This is a genomic window from Nonomuraea sp. NPDC049129 (assembly GCF_040648495.1).
Classification (GTDB): domain Bacteria; phylum Actinomycetota; class Actinomycetes; order Streptosporangiales; family Streptosporangiaceae; genus Nonomuraea.
Genome location: NZ_JBEZDU010000049.1, coordinates 24,252 through 41,178, shown reverse-complemented (window position 1 = coordinate 41,178; position 16,927 = coordinate 24,252). Strand labels below are relative to the sequence as shown.

At 65.4% G+C, this 16,927-nt stretch carries 17 protein-coding genes and 1 pseudogene; 13 read left to right on the top strand and 5 right to left on the bottom strand.

Annotated features, from left to right (window positions below; translation table 11 throughout):
- The coding region (locus AB0B64_RS59235; RefSeq protein WP_358205765.1) for an ATP-binding protein at positions 1–275 on the top strand (275 nt) is incomplete at its 5' end.
- A gap of 99 nt (positions 276–374) precedes the next feature.
- On the opposite strand, the gene AB0B64_RS59230 is transcribed toward AB0B64_RS59235, so the two are convergent.
- Positions 375–1,880, bottom strand: a complete 1,506-nt coding sequence (locus tag AB0B64_RS59230) for an ISL3 family transposase (protein WP_357962693.1) — start codon at positions 1,878–1,880, stop codon at positions 375–377.
- A 103-nt stretch (positions 1,881–1,983) separates the two neighbouring features.
- Here AB0B64_RS59230 and AB0B64_RS59225 point away from each other — a divergent pair, with 103 nt between their 5' ends.
- Both AB0B64_RS59225 and AB0B64_RS59220 read left to right on the top strand, forming a co-directional pair.
- Complete coding sequence (locus AB0B64_RS59225) at positions 1,984–2,331, top strand: histidine phosphatase family protein (protein ID WP_358205772.1); 348 nt, start codon at positions 1,984–1,986, stop codon at positions 2,329–2,331.
- Between the two features lie 539 nt (positions 2,332–2,870).
- Positions 2,871–2,981 (top strand): annotated as a pseudogene (locus AB0B64_RS59220) (transposase); the annotation flags it as partial.
- A 394-nt stretch (positions 2,982–3,375) separates the two neighbouring features.
- On the opposite strand, the gene AB0B64_RS59215 reads toward AB0B64_RS59220, so the two are convergent.
- Positions 3,376–3,528, bottom strand: a complete 153-nt coding sequence (locus AB0B64_RS59215) for a hypothetical protein (RefSeq protein WP_358205780.1) — start codon at positions 3,526–3,528, stop codon at positions 3,376–3,378.
- Between the two features lie 285 nt (positions 3,529–3,813).
- Here AB0B64_RS59215 and AB0B64_RS59210 point away from each other — a divergent pair, with 285 nt between their 5' ends.
- On the top strand, positions 3,814–4,386 hold the full coding sequence (locus AB0B64_RS59210) for an RNA polymerase sigma factor (protein ID WP_357961655.1): 573 nt from the start codon (positions 3,814–3,816) through the stop codon (positions 4,384–4,386).
- Positions 4,379–5,263 (top strand): CU044_5270 family protein, encoded by an 885-nt coding sequence (locus tag AB0B64_RS59205; RefSeq protein WP_358205758.1) that lies wholly within the window; start codon positions 4,379–4,381, stop codon positions 5,261–5,263. Before AB0B64_RS59210 ends, AB0B64_RS59205 begins: the two co-directional genes overlap by 8 nt.
- Here the strand turns inward: AB0B64_RS59205 and AB0B64_RS59200 are convergent.
- Positions 5,260–5,391, bottom strand: a complete 132-nt coding sequence (locus AB0B64_RS59200) for a hypothetical protein (RefSeq protein WP_357961649.1) — start codon at positions 5,389–5,391, stop codon at positions 5,260–5,262. The two genes, AB0B64_RS59205 and AB0B64_RS59200, sit on opposite strands and share 4 nt — an antisense overlap.
- Between AB0B64_RS59200 and AB0B64_RS59195 the strand changes: the two genes are divergently transcribed.
- Complete coding sequence (locus AB0B64_RS59195; protein WP_358205749.1) at positions 5,384–5,890, top strand: IS5 family transposase; 507 nt, start codon at positions 5,384–5,386, stop codon at positions 5,888–5,890. The two genes, AB0B64_RS59200 and AB0B64_RS59195, sit on opposite strands and share 8 nt — an antisense overlap.
- Positions 5,891–6,078: 188 nt before the next feature.
- Here the strand turns inward: AB0B64_RS59195 and AB0B64_RS59190 are convergent, their stop codons facing one another.
- Entirely contained in the window at positions 6,079–6,522 is a 444-nt protein-coding gene (locus AB0B64_RS59190; protein WP_357961638.1) for a hypothetical protein, read from the bottom strand.
- 55 nt (positions 6,523–6,577) lie between these two features.
- The gene (locus tag AB0B64_RS59185; protein WP_357961635.1) at positions 6,578–6,829 is read right to left on the bottom strand and encodes a hypothetical protein; all 252 of its coding nucleotides are present in this window, start codon (positions 6,827–6,829) and stop codon (positions 6,578–6,580) included.
- A gap of 239 nt (positions 6,830–7,068) precedes the next feature.
- Here AB0B64_RS59185 and AB0B64_RS59180 point away from each other — a divergent pair, with 239 nt between their 5' ends.
- The 7 genes from AB0B64_RS59180 to AB0B64_RS59150 all read left to right on the top strand — a co-directional run bounded on the left by AB0B64_RS59180 (position 7,069) and on the right by AB0B64_RS59150 (position 16,843).
- Positions 7,069–8,733: an ABC transporter substrate-binding protein gene (locus tag AB0B64_RS59180; RefSeq protein ID WP_358205737.1), complete on the top strand. Its 1,665-nt coding sequence runs from the start codon at positions 7,069–7,071 to the stop codon at positions 8,731–8,733.
- A 100-nt stretch (positions 8,734–8,833) separates the two neighbouring features.
- Positions 8,834–9,787, top strand: a complete 954-nt coding sequence (locus AB0B64_RS59175; protein ID WP_358205731.1) for an ABC transporter permease — start codon at positions 8,834–8,836, stop codon at positions 9,785–9,787.
- The gene (locus AB0B64_RS59170) at positions 9,784–10,653 is read left to right on the top strand and encodes an ABC transporter permease (protein ID WP_358205726.1); all 870 of its coding nucleotides are present in this window, start codon (positions 9,784–9,786) and stop codon (positions 10,651–10,653) included. Before AB0B64_RS59175 ends, AB0B64_RS59170 begins: the two co-directional genes overlap by 4 nt.
- Positions 10,640–12,451, top strand: a complete 1,812-nt coding sequence (locus AB0B64_RS59165) for an ABC transporter ATP-binding protein (protein ID WP_358205721.1) — start codon at positions 10,640–10,642, stop codon at positions 12,449–12,451. Before AB0B64_RS59170 ends, AB0B64_RS59165 begins: the two co-directional genes overlap by 14 nt.
- A gap of 95 nt (positions 12,452–12,546) precedes the next feature.
- Complete coding sequence (locus AB0B64_RS59160; RefSeq protein ID WP_358205716.1) at positions 12,547–13,776, top strand: M20 family metallopeptidase; 1,230 nt, start codon at positions 12,547–12,549, stop codon at positions 13,774–13,776.
- A gap of 66 nt (positions 13,777–13,842) precedes the next feature.
- Positions 13,843–15,132, top strand: coding sequence for an FAD-binding oxidoreductase (locus AB0B64_RS59155; protein WP_358205711.1), 1,290 nt, complete (start codon positions 13,843–13,845; stop codon positions 15,130–15,132).
- A gap of 4 nt (positions 15,133–15,136) precedes the next feature.
- Positions 15,137–16,843 (top strand): DUF885 domain-containing protein, encoded by a 1,707-nt coding sequence (locus tag AB0B64_RS59150; RefSeq protein ID WP_358205705.1) that lies wholly within the window; start codon positions 15,137–15,139, stop codon positions 16,841–16,843.
- Positions 16,844–16,927 lie beyond the last annotated feature (84 nt).

Here is a 16,927-nt window from a genome sequence, read left to right as displayed (position 1 = left end):
GCCACAGCAAGAGCGCTGACCTGCTCGTCACCGCACTGGTCGCCAAGGCGTTCCACCGTGGGAGGGGATCGATCCGGCTCACCCTGTGGACCATGGACGGCACGCTACGCTGCGAGGTCGAGGACGCCGATCCGGCACTCCCCCACACGCGCCACGCCGGCCAGGACGACGAACAAGGCCATTGGCTGAGCCTGATCAACCAGTTCGCCTGCTGCTGGGGCACCACACCTACCCCTGCCGGCAAGGCCGTCTGGTTCGAGCTGTCAGAGCCCTGACATGCCCACCTCAAGCCGGCAGGCCCGGGGACAATGAAGCGCTCCGGGAGTGTCAACTTAACGGCCCTGTCTCACATTCGGTGGTGACCGAGCGTGCAGCTATCCGAGAAGGATGCGATGGCGAAGGAGGGTGAATCCTGCGCGTCCATGCATCTGGCGGGCGATCCGCTTGGTCTTGGTGTTGACGCCCTCGGTGGGGCCGTTGCTGTAGGGCAGTGTGAGCGCGGCGATGACGGCGGCGCGATCTCGGTCCAGGCCCCGGGTAAAGGCGTGCAGATGAGGCAGTCCGGTTGCGCGGACCTGGACGATCCAGGTCGAGAGCCTGTCGGCATTGCCTTCGCGAGGTGTTAGGAGCTTGGCGAAGTCCCTGACGTTGACGGCCAGTTCAGTCATCTCGGGGCAGGCGGCGGTGAGCCGGGCCAGGAGGTCGTGATGTTCGGTCTTGAGGTTGTCGGGCCTGGTGAGGATCATTCGGGCGAGCCTGCGCGGGGAGATGTGAGGGCGGTCGGCGTCCGCGCGGCCTTGGTTGATGTACTTGTGTAGGAGATTGAGGCAGCCGGTGAAGCCGAGGGTCTTGATCTCTTCGAAGAGGTGCTTGACGGGGACGGCGGGGTTCTCGGCTCGGCGCTTGCGCAGGTGTTCGCGGTAGGGGTCGACGAGGCTAGCGCGGTATTTGGGCACGCGGAGCATCCGCTCGGGCCGGTCGGCGCGGGCGTAGCGTTTGACGGTATTCAGGGCCAGTTGGAGGCGGCGGGCGCATTCGAGCAGGCCTACGCCCTGCTCGAGGAGGCCGTGGACCTGGTGCCAACGCTCCAGGGTGGTCTGTGCGCGCGGCCCGTCGTAGATGGGTGCATCCAGGACGCTGGCCCAGCAGCTGCTGTGCGCCTTGACCTCGCTGAGGGCGGCTTCGCACAGGTTGTGCCACAGGTGCCATCGGTCGGCGACCTGCACGGCGTCGGGAAGAGCGCGGTGGATGGCCTCGGCGTAGGTCGCGGAGCCGTCGCGGCACACGATCTGGATGCCGGGATGATCACGCAGCCATGCTTGCAGGGTGTCGGCGGTCCGGTCGGGTAGCACGTCGATCCGCTCGTGGGTCTCGGCGTCGATCACCACGGTGGCATAGCGATGGCGCCGACGCAGGGCGAAATCGTCGACGCCGATCACTCGGGGTGTCCGCACGGCGGGTAACGGGATACGCAGGAGCGTGCGCAGGGCCGTGTGACGCGACAGGCTCACCGCGAGTAGCGCCAGCAAACGCGATCCCGCCCGGCCCGCTAACTCGTGGACCACGGCCTGGACCTGCCTGGTCAGGCGAGCGGTGCGGCGCTGATAGCGCTCCAGCACCCCGGGCACCTGCTCGCGGAAGGTGTGGCGGCAACCTCGCGTCGGGCACATCAGACGCCGTACCCGCACTCGGACCACCACCCGCCGCCCGTCGACCGGCACGTCTGTCACCGTCCGCAGCTGATAGCCGTGCACCCGCCTTGACGACCCCCCGCACGCCGGACAGAGCGCGTCCTCCTGCGGAGTCCTCGCCTGCACCACGACCTGCTCGCTCTCGGCGGCCACATCCTCGATGACCAGCGGGGACAGACCCGAGAACACTATCTGCGCAAGCTCGTTGACATCCTTCACAGGAAGATCAACGATCTTCGCGACTTTCCGTCACCACCGAATGTGAGACAGGGCCGTTAGTTTTACAGTCCCCCTGGACAGCGTCCGCGCTGCGGTATCTGGCCCGACACGCGTTCGAGCGGGCCGGCGCATCCGGGGTAGCCGCCACCAGGCTCCCGGCGGGGAGACCGCGTGTTTCATTCACGCACGCATGCGGCGCGTCATCGACACCGTGACGACTCGCCACCCGGGCGCGACCATCGTGCTGGTCAGCCATGGGACGTTCTTGCACATCGGCCTTACCGAGCTCCTGCGAAACGTGTCCCCTGAGTGGGCCGAAGGATTCCCCCTCGTGAACGCGGGCACGATCGTGGCGCTGCACGGACCGGATGGCCTTCGGTGTGAAACATGGTGCGGAGCGGTGCCGCCCAGCGACTCCTAATCAGGTCGTTGTGGCGAACGGCCGATGCTCGGCCGGCTACATGGGCGTGTCAGTACGTTCCCGGACACCCCTTCGGCATCCTGGCCCCACTGGCCACGAGCGTTCTCAGCGTGGTGGTTCCTGGCCTGAAATGACCTCAGCACCTCAGCACGGCGCAGCTCCGGGCTGGCTTCTGGTCGGCCCGCGGGTTAGCCCAGGCGGAGTCGCGAGGATCCCGCAGGTGTCCCGAAGCATGTCCAGAACCAGGGACGCCCCGTGTGGCCGGAGTTATGCGGTGCGGTTGCCACCACATGGGGCATTATGACCGGCGACCGGAGCGGGTTGGCCGTAAGGCTGGGAACAAGCTGCGCACCCCGGGCAAGCGCTACCGCCAGGCCGGCCAGCGTGTGCGGACGGCGTGGGCCATCAGCCGTCGCCGGGCCGGGCTCCCCGTCGCGGTGCAGCAACTGGTCGTAGGCGGCGGAGTGGCAGTTGGTGGAGCCGTTCTTGCCGGTGGGTGAGCGCGGGCCCTACCCAGCTTTGCGTCGGCCGTTGATGCCGTGGTGTGGCGATTTCGGACCGGGAGCCCTTGGCGGGATGTGCCTGATCGCTACGGGTCCTGGTCAACCGTCTACAACCTCTTCCGGCTGTGGGTGACCGCGAGTACCTTCCAGGCGCTGATGGACGAGATGATCGCTGAGGCCGCGGCCCGGGAACAGGTCGACCTCAGCCTGGTCAGCGTGGACTCCACTGTTGCCCGCGCCCAGCACGCAGCCGGAATGGTCGTCGACTCTGAGCTGCGACAGGCGCTGGAGCAGGCCGTCGCAGAGGAAAAGGGGATCCACCAAAGAGGCAAAACGGGCCGTGAGCAGCGGTCGAGGACCCCGGTGAGGCGGTGCGGCGAAGAGCGCCGACGCCAAGCGCTCCACACCCACCGTAATACCGTCGAGCGCTGCATCAGCAAGATCAAGCAGTGGCGCGGCATCGCACCCGCCACGACAAGACTCCCGCGAGCTATTTCGCTGGCCTCCACCTCCGCAGCGCCATGCTGTGACTCCGCGACCTTCAATCCCCCACTACGGGAACTAGGAACAGGCCCAAGCGGCTCTCGGCGGACGGCCGCGAGCGCCACAGCCGCGCCCGGACGTGCCAGGCGGCGGTGTAGCAGGCGAGGACGGCGGCGACCCCCTCGACGCCGCCGAGCAGAATGCGTCGCACCAGGCGTACAGACTCACGGCCGCGACGCCCGCAGTGAGCCTGCAGGACGGCTCCGGCAACCGCCGCCGCCCTGCCCGCCACCGCAACCATCACCCGGACGCGGACCGGCGCGCCGGGCGGATGCCCGGGCCGGGCGGGGGTGCGCCGGCCCCAGACGGCACCCCGGCGACCGAGACCCGCATGATCGGCCAGTGCACGTGCAGGGTGATCGGCGGGTGCGGCGGAGTATGGATGACAGCCTGACCCTTCAACAGGAAGACACTCGCCGATGACAGAGAAAGTGACGTGACCGCCAACGCGGATGAGCAGGTGTCCGACAGCGATCTCGGCGCCCGCTTGCGGTCAGAGCCGGAGCTGTTCACGGTCGTGCACCATCGCTACTTCCAAGCCATCTACCGCTACGCCGCCGGGCGGCTGGATGCACAGACGGCCGAGGACATCGCCGCCGACACCTTTTTGACCGCCTTCGACCGGCGTGATCGGTTCGATCCAGGACGTGGCAGCCTGCGGCCCTGGCTGTTCGGCATTGCCACCAATCTGATAGCTGGGCACCGCCGCAAGGAGGCCCGCCACTACGCGGCGTTGTCGCGTATCGCGCCCGAACCGGACGTCGAGGGGCCCGAGAACCGTGTCGTCACCTTCGTCGCCGCCCAGCGGATGCAGCCGCACCTGGTCAAAGCCATGGCCGCGCTGTCACCGGGAGAGCGCGACGCGGTGCTGCTCGTTGCGCTGGGCCAGCTCAGTCACGAGGAGGTAGCCGAGGCGCTCGGTATTTCCGTCGGCACGGTGAGCTCGCGGATCAGCCGCGCTCGAGCCAAACTCCACAACACCTTCGACAAGGAGGCACTTCATGGATGACCTGCAGGCTCTTGCCACATTGCTGGCCGCGCCCGAGTCACCCCAGGCGGCCGAACGCAGCCTGCGCCGAATCCAGCAGCGGATGCGCCGTCCCTCGCGGCCGAGCCGCAGAGCATGGTTTGCAGCTGGCGTGAGCTTGGCAGCTGCCGCTGCCGCTGCCGTCGTGGTCGTCTCCGGTACGGCTGCACCCACGGCCGCTCCGAACGGCCCGCCGCCTACCGCGGCTCAGCTAACGGCCGGTGGGATACTGCTCGCCGCTGCCACCACTGCGGAACGCGAGCCTGAAGGCTCGGGCGCCTACTGGCATGTCAAGACAAGCTACAGCGGCAATGCATTGGAGAGCTGGACCGCTCGAGACGGACGCACCTGGTGGCGGGGCGACAAAACGGCTGGCAAGGTGGTCAAGCTCGCCAGATCTACCCCCTTCCGGCTCGGCGGCCTGGAGGTGAGCTTCGAGCAGCTGCAAAAGCTGCCCGCCGAACCCGACGCGCTGAAAACCTGGATCAGCGACGGCCTGGAGCACAGCGATGTCAAAACCAGCGCTGGGCGACTGGACGCCGCAGGGCAGGCCCGCTCGGTCTTCAGCGGACTGGTCTCCCTGGTCTCGCAACTCCCGGCCTCGCCCGAGGTCCGAGCCGCAGCCTTCCGGGCGCTGGCCTCCTACCCCGAGGTCAAGAACCTGGGCGCGGTCGATGGCGGGGAGGGTCTGCTGATCCCCTTTGCCGAATCACCAGTACAGCTGGTCGTCGATCCTGCGACCTCCCAGGTGCGCAACACCAACTTCTACGTCACCGCCGACGGAGCAGAAGTCACTGTCCAGGACAAGCCGGTGACGATCGACGCTGGATGGACCGACACGCTCCCCGCTGGCGACTAGACAGTGCCTGATAAATGATCAGCGCCGGTGCGGTTGAATGATCGGTCACGGTAAGGCGTGGCGAGCTGACCGATAAAGCCTGGCAGCGGATCGAGCCGCTGCTGCCCGTCACGGACGATCGTGGTCATCCGTGACGGGATCTTGTGGCGGTTACAGGCAGGAGCGACCCGGCGTGACATCCCCGAACGGTACGGTCCCTGGCAGACCTGCTACGAGCGGCTCACCCGCTGGGACCAGGACGGCACCTGGGCCCGCTTGCTGGAGGAAGCCCAGGTCAAAGACGACTCGATCGGCAACGTGGAGTGGAGTTTCACCATCGGCTCCACCATCGCCCAGGCACACCAGCACGTGGCCGGAGCTCGAAAAAGGGGGAGACGCGGAAGGGACGACGGATACGAAGCAATCACAAAACGGCAGCCGCTCGACCGGTCCCGAGCAGGACTCACCACCAAGCTCCACCTGATCACCGACGCCCGCGGCCTGCCCATGACCCTCCACCTGACGCGCGAAAACGTCGTGGACTGCACCGCGTTCGAAGCGGCCATGGCCAAGCTGCGACTGCCTCGCAGCGGCAAAGGCCGACCCACACCCGCCCGGACCCAAGTACTGAAACGACATAAACCGTGACGGTATGAGATCGATGACCGCCTACCAGCCGGTACACCTAAAACCGAGATCAACTCGTCCGCGACGCTCGGCCCGCAACTCCCTGACCTGCGGCGGAGGCTTATCGTTCAATTCCGACCTCACCAGTACCAGGCCCCAGCCGGCTGCGTGCTAGGTCAGCCGGGCCTCCAAGCCAGCGATCATCTGCGTCAGCAGGCTGGTCGGACTACCTGCGAGCCGACCTTGTCGAGACCGGCGACCTTGGTGATGCACTCGTCGGCGGCCTGGGCCATGGTGGCGAACTCCTGGCGCGCGATCGAGTGGGGGTTGGCAGCCTCGTAGGTGGTGGCGCGGTGCATGTCCTTGACCGAGGTCATCGCCGCGCGTGCGGCCGACATCGCGTCGCGGGCGCTGAATTCGTCGCCGTGCCCCTCGCGCATGTAGCGGGTGGTCCAGACCCGGCGCCGGGCAGAGTCACGCCGGGTGGGGTCGGCCGACGGCTGGAACCCTTCCAGGCGGTCGCCTCGGTTGGCCGCGATCACACGGACGACCTTGACGGCCCGCCGCAGGCGGGCGCCGTCCTTGCCGCCGGCGTCGGCGGCAATGTCGGCGTAGCTGAGCTCGCGGCCGTGGTTGCTGCGCAGCCAGATCATCACCTCGGCGACGTGGTCTCGGCGCGAGTCCAGCCCAGCTCATCACGGCGTCGGCTCACAGGAATTTCCCGTTCTCATCCATGAAAGCCGCGAGCGCGGCGTCGTCCAGAGCAGCGCCGGTGGCCATGTCACGGACGGCGGCGATAGCCGCTTCGGCGCCGTCACATAGCTCCGCGATGGCCTCCGCGCGGTCCGATGGCACCGGCACCATGCTGTGCTTCCTCTCGGTCGTGGCTGGCCCAATTTTGTTCGATCCGACAGTCCGAATGAATCGATATCCGACGAGAGATGTTTGCGCGGGCTTCATCAAATGTCCCTCACAGGACGCTGAGATCGAGTCGCGAAGTATGCCCTGCCCAACTGATGTAGGACGTTGAGGTCCGAAGATTCAACATTGGTTGCTTGTATAGCGGAGGCCAGCCGCGCAGGGTGTTCTCACCACTTCACGTGACCCTCTGGGCGCGGCGAGCAACTGGTTATCCGATCAACACGTGGTCATGCGACTGGAGCAGATCACCTATAGGCAACTGCAACATGGAGGGTGTCATGGAGAAGCCGGTTCCACCGGTGAGCGGAGAGCGCCTGATCCGGTTCGATCATGATTTTTCCCGACGAGACGCTCTGCGCCTGCTCGGTTGGGGCGGAGCGTTGTTCACTGTCCCCGGCCTGGTCGGATGTGGGGCCAGTGGTGGATCCGCTGCTTCGGACTCGCGCGTCGCGCGACAAGGGTCGGACAAGCCCATCCCCAAGCTGACCTGGGCGGTGGAATCGGGACCACGGAGCCTCGATTTCAACCACGCCTTCGACGGGTATTCCTGGGTCGTCTTCAGCGAACTGGCGGAGCCGTTGGTCGCCACCAGTCCCCAAGGAAAGCTGCTTCCGAAGCTGGCGGTCTCCTGGGAGCAGCCGAACCCGAACAGCATCGTGGTCACGCTGCGCCAGGGCGTCAAGTTCTGGGATGGCAAGCCGCTCACGGCCGAGGACGTGGTCTGGTCGCTGAACCGCACGGGGGATCCAAAGGTCGCCTCCGAATTCGCCCCGAACTGGCAGAACGTCGACTCGGTGCAGGCCACGTCCGCAGACAAGATCACCATCAGGTTGAAGGAACCCGACAACACCTTCATCTACAATCTGCGCTTCCCGGTGATCTATCAGAAGGAGCACGGCATTGCCGCCGGCGAGAACTTCGGGAGCCCAACAGGTTTGATCATGGGCACCGGCCCATACCAGATCAAGGCTTTCTCGCCCGCCACCGGTGCCACCATGACCCGCTTCGCTGGGTATTGGGGGACTCGACCCCTTGCGGAGCAGATCGAGGTAAAGGTCATCTCCGACCCGGACACACTGCGCCTGGCGATCCAGTCAGGTGACGTCGCCGGGACGTTCAACGTTCCCCAAACCAATGCGTCCGCATGGGACACCATGACGTCGGCGAGCGTCACGTATGGGCCATCGCCCAGTGTCACCCTTCTCATCCTTGATCCCACCCAGGCGCCGTTCAACGACGTTCACGCGCGGCAGGCCATCGCCTATGCCTTGGACCGTCCTGGCATCGTCAGAGCTATCGGGCACGGTCACGGGTCGCCCGCCAACAGTGTCTCCAGCCCTTTCACGTGGCAGAACGCGGCGTCGGCGGCTGAGGTGGACACGTACTTCTCGACGCTGCCGAACCTGACGCTGGATCTGGCGGCGGCCAAGGCCGAGCTGGCCAAGTCCGCCACTCCCCACGGGTTCTCCGTTACGGTCCTGGTGCCCAGCAACGCGTTCACCGAACTCAGCTTGATCATGCAAACGCTCAAGGAGAACGTGAAGGGCCTGGGCATCACGATCGACGTCAAGGAGGTGCCGCTGGCGGACTGGGCCGGCTCGGTGCGCGGCAAGAAGAAGCCGCCGATGAGCATCGCCGGACTCAGCCCGCTTTCGCCGGACCCGCTTTCGCTGGTCGGGTCGCTCCTCACGGGCGGCTTCAGCACCTACGCCCCCTCGGGGATGACGTCGGATCTGGCCAAGTACAAGTCGGCTGCTCCCGCCCGCCAGCTGGAGATCGCCAAGAAGGTTGTCACGCAGTTGTCGGCGGAGATGCCCTTCGTGCCCATCGTCTACGGCACCGCCAGCATCGCCTTGGGCAAGGACTTCGCCTTCACCAGCGATATCACCGGCAATACGTCTACCGGCGGTGGGTGGGCCCAGTTCATCAAGTCGGCGTCGTGATGCCGGTCCCGGTTCACGACACGATCGGCGCTGCCCGCTCTGTTCCCGCCACCGACCAGTGGCGGGAACGGTGGGAGCCGTGGGCAGAGGGGGAACGTGAGTGAAGGGTCTGTGGTGGGTGGGGCGGCGGCTGCTGACCATCGCGGCGCAGCTCCTGATGGTCTCAGTGGCGATCTTCGCGGTGCTGCACCTGACGCCGGGGAAGCCGGAGCAGATCCTGCTGGGCACACAGCCGTCCACCCCTGCAGCGCTTGAGGCGATTCGGGCGAAATATCACCTGAATGAACCGTTGGTGGATCAATACTGGTTGTGGCTGCAGAAGGCGGCCCATCTGGACTTCGGCCGGTCTATCCAGACCGGTCAGACCGTGACCGGCGTGATCGGCGAGCGTCTCCCCGTCACACTCTTTCTCGCGGTCTACGCGTTGACTCTCGTGGTCTTGGTCGCGGTACCTCTTGGTCTGGTCGCCGGGGTGCGTGCTGGTACGGTCGTCGACCGGATCGTCACGACGATCACCACGGTGGGGTTCAGCGCTCCGGCGTTCGCGGTGGGTATCGCGTCGTTGTACGTCTTCGGTGTCACGCTGGGTTGGTTCCCGGTTTATGGCTCGGGCGATGGCTTTGTCGACAGAGCCTGGCATCTCAGTCTCCCGGCGGGAACGCTGGCCCTCACGGTCATCGCCCTGATCGCACGGCAGGCCAGGGCGTCGGCCATCAAGGTCAGCGATCAGGACTTCATGACCTTCGCCATGGCTCGGGGGCTGCCGCGCCACCAGGTGTGGGGGCGATACCTGTTGCGCAACAGCTCGCTACCGGTCGCGACGTCCATCGGCCTGGTACTCGGTTACTTCCTGACCGGGGCAGTGATCGTCGAACAGACCTTCGCGTTGCCAGGTATCGGATCGGTGATCTTGAGCTCTATCAGTACCAAGGATCTCCCGATGGTGCAGGGGCTGGGTTTGCTTGCAGCGCTGTTCGTACTGCTCGCCAACCTGCTCGCCGATTTTTCCTACACGATTCTCGATCCGCGGTTGCGCAGGGAGATGTTCGCATGAACCTGAACGTCCTCACACAGAAACCGTCGAAGCCACCGGGATTGGCAGGACGGCGACTGCCGGTTCTCGTCCCGCTTTCGTGCTGTTGTGTGCTGGCTTTGGCGTTCGCCGCGGTGTTCGGGAGTTGGCTGGCGCCCTTGGATCTGTCCCAGCAGAACCTGCTCGAAGCGGGACTGCCTCCGGCGGGTGGACATCTGCTGGGCACCGACCAGTTCGGCCGCGACATTTTGTCACGGGTGCTGGTGGGCACAAGGGCGGCGATGGAGGGACCGCTGGTGGTCGCCCTGTGTGCGACCGCCGTAGCCGTCACACTCGGGCTGCTCGCGGGGTTCAAGGGCGGTTGGACCGACGCGGTCATCATGCGTGTGATGGACATGTTGTTCGCGATCCCGGGCTTGCTCGTGATCACCGTGGTCGTGGGTCTGTTCGGTGGCGGGTACTGGCTGGCCGTGATCATGCTGGTCGTGTTGACGGCGCCAGGCGGGACGCGGGTGATCCGCTCGTCGGTGCTCGCGCAACGCAATCTGCCCTACATCGAGGCCGCGCGCACCCTGGGGGTGCCCACCCGAAAGCTGATGTTCATCCACATCCTGCCGAACATCCTGCCGAACGTGGTGGCTGCGGCTTTGCTTGACTTCGTGGGTGGGCTGATCTCCCTGTCGTCTCTGTCGTTCCTGGGCCTCGGCTCTCCCCCGGGGGCGTCGGACTGGGGGCGGATGCTCGCCGAGAACCGTGGCCTGCTGGGGCAGAACCCATGGGCCGCGATCGCTCCTGCCCTGCTGCTGATCGTGGCTGCGTTTTCGGTGACCGTACTGGGTGACTGGGCCTACGCCCGGCTGGAGGAGGGACGGAATGTCCGCGACTAGCGGGATGCGACCGGACGCCGCACAACAGGCAACACCACCGGGAGTGGAGCCGGACGAGCTGCTGAGGGTGCGGGACCTGAGGATAGCCAACACCCGCTCCGGGCGCACGCTGGTCAATGGCATCGGCTTCACCGTTCGGCGTGGTGAGACAGTCGCCCTGGTCGGGGAGTCCGGGTCGGGCAAGTCGCTGACGGCCAAGGCACTGGTGGGCCTGCTCCCCAAGGGACTGAGCTGCTCGGGTTCGGCGATGCTGGGAAACGACGACCTGCTCACGGCTTCCCCGCGACGGCTGCGGCAACTGAGGGGCAGCGGTGTCAGCATGTTGCTGCAGGACCCGTTCACCATGCTCAACCCGCTGATCCGGGTGTCAACGCTGCTCGGCGAGACGCTTCTCGCCACGCCCTCTGGCGCGCCGAGACGGTCCAGGACCAGGTTGACCGCCGAGATCGACAGACGGCTGGCCGAGGTCGGCATCACCGCCGCGGGCGCGTCGCGCAAATATCCATGGGAGCTGTCGGGCGGGATGCGTCAGCGTGCGGGCATGGCCGCATCGATAGCGAAAGACCCAGGTCTGCTGATCGCTGATGAGCCCACCACGGCGCTGGATGCCACGATCCAGCGCGAGGTGCTGAGGCTGCTCCACCGCATCCAAAAGGACCGCGGGATGGGGCTTTTGCTGATCACACACGATCTTCGAGTCGCGTTCTCGATGAGTGACCACGTGCTGGTCATGTCGGACGGCAATCTACTCGAACAAGCCGACCCGCAGACTTTGCGCCAGCACCCCAAGACCGACTACACCAGGAAACTGCTCGCGGCCGATCTGCCCTTGCATCGCCGCCTTGAGCAACTGCACCGAGAAGCCCTCACCCCCGAACCGAGCAGCGGAGATTCAACCACGGTCTCTCCCACCACGGGAGCGCCTGACGCCGCCCCGATAGTGGCCAGCGGCCGGGACGACAACGGCCCCGGCGCCTTGCTCCAGATCCGAAATCTGAAAAAACGCTTCGGCTCGCCCTCGCCCGAAGACCAAGCTGAGAATCTGTGGGCGCTCAACGGCGTTGACATCGAACTACGCGACGGCACCAATGTGGGGATCATCGGCGAATCCGGCTCCGGCAAGACCACCCTCGCGCGATGCCTGCTCGGACTGGAGACACCGACATCGGGCAGCATCGAGGCCGCCGGGTTGCGACTGGACGACCGTTCCACACTTGACCGACATCAGTCCGGCCGCGCGCGCCGCCTGATCCAGTGTGTCTTCCAGGACCCCTACTCCTCCCTGAACCCCGCCCACGGAGTCGGCTACATCCTCGGTGAGGCCATTCGTCTCCGATCGGGCGGCGAGCTGGACAGCAGGTCGGTAAACGCGGAAATCGAACGACTACTCACACAAGTCGGCCTGCCCGCCGATTTCGCCGGCAGACGGCCTGCGACGCTGTCGGGCGGACAGCGGCAACGTGTCGCCATCGCCCGCGCGCTGGCGATGCGACCCAAGATCCTCATCTGTGATGAACCTGTGGCCGCTCTCGATGTCTCCGTGCAAGCACAGGTCCTGCAAGTCCTGCGCGATGTTCAAGCGCAAGGCGTCAACCTCCTGTTCATCACCCACGACCTGGCGGTCGTACGGCAGATGACCCAAGAGCTTGTCGTTCTTTACCACGGCGAGATCGTCGAACGTGGCGCCACCGCCGAGGTGATCGACAGCCCTCGGCACGACTACACCCGGCGACTTATCGCGGCTGTTCCCACCGGAACCCCGGACTGGCTCGCCGACGACCGAACCACCAGCAGGTAGCCGCCGGCTCAGCCGAAACGGCGCGACGCGCACGGCGTGCCTTCTCCGAGAGGCCCGAGGCAGATGACTTCCACCGTCCACGACAGGAGCTATCCATGACCGCTTCGATGGAGCGATCACACGACTTCACCGATCTGACCGGCCTGCGCCATGCGCTGCACCAAGTTCCCGAAGTGGGCTTGGATCTGCCGCTTACCCAAGCGATCGTGCTGGAAGCGCTGTCGGGCCTCGACCTGGAAATCACCACGGGGATCAATTGTTCATCGGTCGTCGGTGTGCTGCGCGGTGAGAGGAACGTTCCCGATGCCGACCGGCGAACGATATTGCTCCGCGCGGACATGGATGGCCTTCCGCTTCGCGAAGAAGCGGATATCTCCTTCCGATCGCGGCACGACGGTGCCATGCACGCCTGCGGTCATGACGTCCACACCGCGATGCTGATCGGTGTCGCGCATGTCTTGGCTGCGCAACGGGATCGCCTACCCGGCGACGTCATCTTGATGTTCCAGCCGGGCGAGGAGGGCTTCGACGGCGCCAGCGTGATGATCGAGGAGGGTGTGCTGAGCGCAGCGGGACGGCACCCGGACGCGGCGTGGGCTCTCCACGTGATGTCCGGGCTGGTGCCTCGTGGTGTAGTCACCGCCCGGCGCGGGCCGATGCTGGCCTCAAGCAATGCGCTGCGCGTCACGGTCCGCGGAGCCGGCGGGCATGGATCGGCGCCGCACCGGGCCCGGGATCCGATACCTGCCGCGGCGGAGATGGTGACAGCTCTGCAGACACTCGTGTCGCGGACCACCTCTGCGTTCGATCCGGTCGTCGTGACGGTGGGAGAGTTTCATGCGGGAACCAAGGAGAACGTCATCCCCTCGCATGCCAGATTTTCGGCGACCATCCGGTGCTTCGATGGAGACGTCCTCAACCGGCTGGAAACAGATTGCACGCGCCTATGTCATGGCATCGCCACCGCACATGGGCTGCAGGCGGATGTGCAATTCGAGCGTATGTACCCGGTGACGGTAAATGACCCGTACGCGGTCGGCCTTGCCGAGCAGCAGGTCGGCCGGGTCTTGGGCGGCGAACGGTGGCATGCCATGCCGAATCCCGTCGCAGGTGCGGAGGACTTCTCGCGAGTGCTTCAGGCGGTTCCCGGCGCCATGCTCTTCCTGGGCGCGTCCGTCACCGATGAGTGGAATGACGCGCCGGACAACCACTCTCCCCACGTGCTCTTCGACGACGCCGTCATGTCTGATGGCGTCGCTCTTCTCGGCGAGCTTGCGCGAGTGTCACTGTTCCGATCCGATGCGAGCGACAAGGTCTTGGGGTAACCGTCCCGCGACCCCCATCTTGGGGTCCACTGGTCTGGAGACACAATGTCATCAACTACGGCTGACGTGGTCATCGTCGGCGCAGGTGTCATCGGTTCTTCCGCAGCCTTGGAACTGGCGAAGCTCGGACTACGTGTCGTCGTCGTTGACAAGGCCGGAGGGGTCGGTCATGGGTCGACCAGCGCCTCGAGCGCGGTTGTGCGTTTCAACTACTCCACCTGGGACGGCGTCGCGACCGCTTGGGAGTCCAAGCATTGCTGGGACGATTGGGCCGACTACCTCGAGTTCCGCGATGAGGTTGGCCTGGCGGCGTTCGTTCGCGCCGGCATGGTGATGCTCGACGCGCCGGTCGCGCCGCGCGGGCGCGTGACCGGGTTGTTCACCACCGTTGGTGTCCCGTACGAGGAATGGGACAGCAGAACCCTCAGCGTGCGTCTCCCGGCGATTGATACAGGAAAGTACTGGCCACCGAAGCCGGTGGATGACGAGAGCTTCTACGTCGATGCGACCGAACAACTCGGCGCGCTGTACACCCCTGACGCCGGTTTCATCGATGATCCTCAGCTGGCCGCCCACAACCTCGCCGCGGCTGCACAAGCCCGGAATGCGATGTTCATCTTTAATCGGTCGGTGGTCAAGGTCGTCCGGGACGCCGGACGCGTCCGCGGTGTCACTCTGTCGGACGGATCCCGGCTTTCGGCCCCCGTGCTCGTCAATGCCGCAGGGCCCTGGTCGAGTGCGTTGAATAGGCTCGCCGGGGTCGGAGCCGAGTTCACCATCGGCGTCCGCCCGATGCGCCAGGAGGTGCATCAGGTCACCGCACCGCCGGACTACGGAGAAAACGGCGGGTTTGCGCCGTTGATCGGCGACCTGGATTTGGGTGTCTACCTGCGTCCGGCACCGGGTGGTCAACTTCTCGTCGGAGGGACCGAACCCGACTGTGACCCCCTGGAATGGCTTGATGATCCCGACCAGGCCAACCTGAATGCGACCGCGCCTCGCTTCGCGGCACAGGTCACCCGTGCCGCACGGCGCCTGCCCGGCCTTACTGTCCCGAACACCTTCACGGGAATCGCCGGTGTGTACGACGTCGCGGATGACTGGACGCCGATCTATGACCGCACCGACCTTGACGGCTTCTACGTGGCCATGGGTACGAGCGGAAACCAGTTCAAGAACGCCCCTCTCGTCGGCCGATTCATCGCCGCCCTCGTCAAGGGCGTCGAAGACGGCCACGACCACGATACTGAGCCGCTTCGCTACCGGGGCGAGCACACCGGGCACGACATCAATCTTGGTGCTTTCTCTCGAAAGCGGCCCGTCAATACAGATTCCTCGCAATCGGTTCTGGGGTGACGTGATGACAAGAACGCCGGGTGACCCCGACGCGGCGAGAGTCGCCAAGGCCGCCGAGGACTACTGGCAACTCCTCGCGGCGCATGAACCGGAGATCCGCTCGCGCGCGGGCCTGCCGGTGGAACGACTGCCCACCCGTAGCCACGCTGAGGTGACGAACCGGGCAGCCAGGCTACGCCAGATCGTGGAGCAAGTCGCTGATCTCGATCGAGCTCAACTCAGCGGAGCAGACGCGGACACCCTGAATTCGCTGGTTTTCCTGACCGATTCCGCCTCCGGTGAGGCGGACCATTTCTGGTTGACGCCCGCCGCCACGCCCTATCAAACCTACGAGCTATCGCGCTACCGCAGCACGGTCTTCGCCGCCCATCATTTCGCATCAGCGTTTGACGTGACCCGCTATCTCGATCTCGCGGCCCAATACGCCCGCCGCTTCCATGCGCTGGCCGCGACCCTGCACGGCCAGCGGACGCGAGGGATCTTGATCGCCAGGCCGGCACTTGGATCCGCCATTTCCACGATCAAAGCGCTCCGGGAATCCGCGGCTGAGACCCTGAACGTCAATGGGGCCCGATTGACCGAGCTGGATATCGCCGCCGTGGGGCGCCTCACCGGCGGCATCGCGCACCTGCTGGACAGAGAGGTAGTCCCGGCGATCGAACGAGTGCTGGCGATCATAGATTCGGCCGACTACGCGGATCGGGCACCCGCCGGCGTCGGCCTGTCAATCTATCCCGGTGGGGAGGAGGCCTATCGCTTCATGGTCCGGCGCGACACCAGCCTGGACATAAGCCCTGAAGAGCTACATCGGCTCGGCCTGGAGCAGTGTCAGCAACTCGGCGAACGCATGAGCCACATCCGGTCCGTGCTGGGATTTAACGTCGACGAGCCAGAATTCAGGAACATATTGAAAGCGCAGAGCCATCTCTATGCGAGCTCACCGGCAGAAATCGAGGAACGCTATAGCTCATACATGTCCCAGGTGGAACCACTGATCGGCGACTACTTCAGCGTCCTGCCATCCGCACGGTACGGAGTGACCCGCATGGAGGAGAGTCTGGAATCCGGATTGACTTTCGGCTACTACGAGTTGCCCACCCCCACACAACAACTGGGACGCTACCGATACAACGCGGCAAACCCGGCCGAAAGCTCCCTACTCTCCGCCGCAGCGCTGATCTACCACGAACTGGTGCCGGGGCATCACCTCCAACTTGCCCGGCAACTCGAAAACACCGAACTACCGCCCTTCAGAAGATATCCGCTGGACTTCACGGCATTCATCGAGGGTTGGGCCGAATACGCAAGCGGCCTCGGCTGGGAGATGGGGCTCTACGAGAACCCCTGGGATGCCTACGGCCGTCTGTCGAACGAGCGGTTCACAGCGGCAAGACTGGCTCTGGACACAGCTCTCAACTGCGGTTGGTGGACCGAAGAAGAAGCGCTCGCGTTCATGCGCCGCAACATGTCCGAGTCCGAGACCCAACTGCGGTCGGAACTGCTGCGCTACGCAACGGACAGACCTGCACAGGCTCTCAGCTACCGCACCGGCTTCCTCGCGATCACCCGAATGCGCGCTGAGGCGGAATCACGGGCGGGTGACAACTTCAAGATCCGCGAGTTCCACGACGCGATCCTCAGTGCCGGAGCATTGCCCCTCACCGCACTCGACAGCCGGCTGACGCGCGAGCTATGGCCGTTCGGCCGGTAACGACCGTAGATCCACTAACGACGTGAACGATCAAATGTGCCAAGCCAAGCGGCGGGAAACGCATCCACGGCATGGTGACCGCTG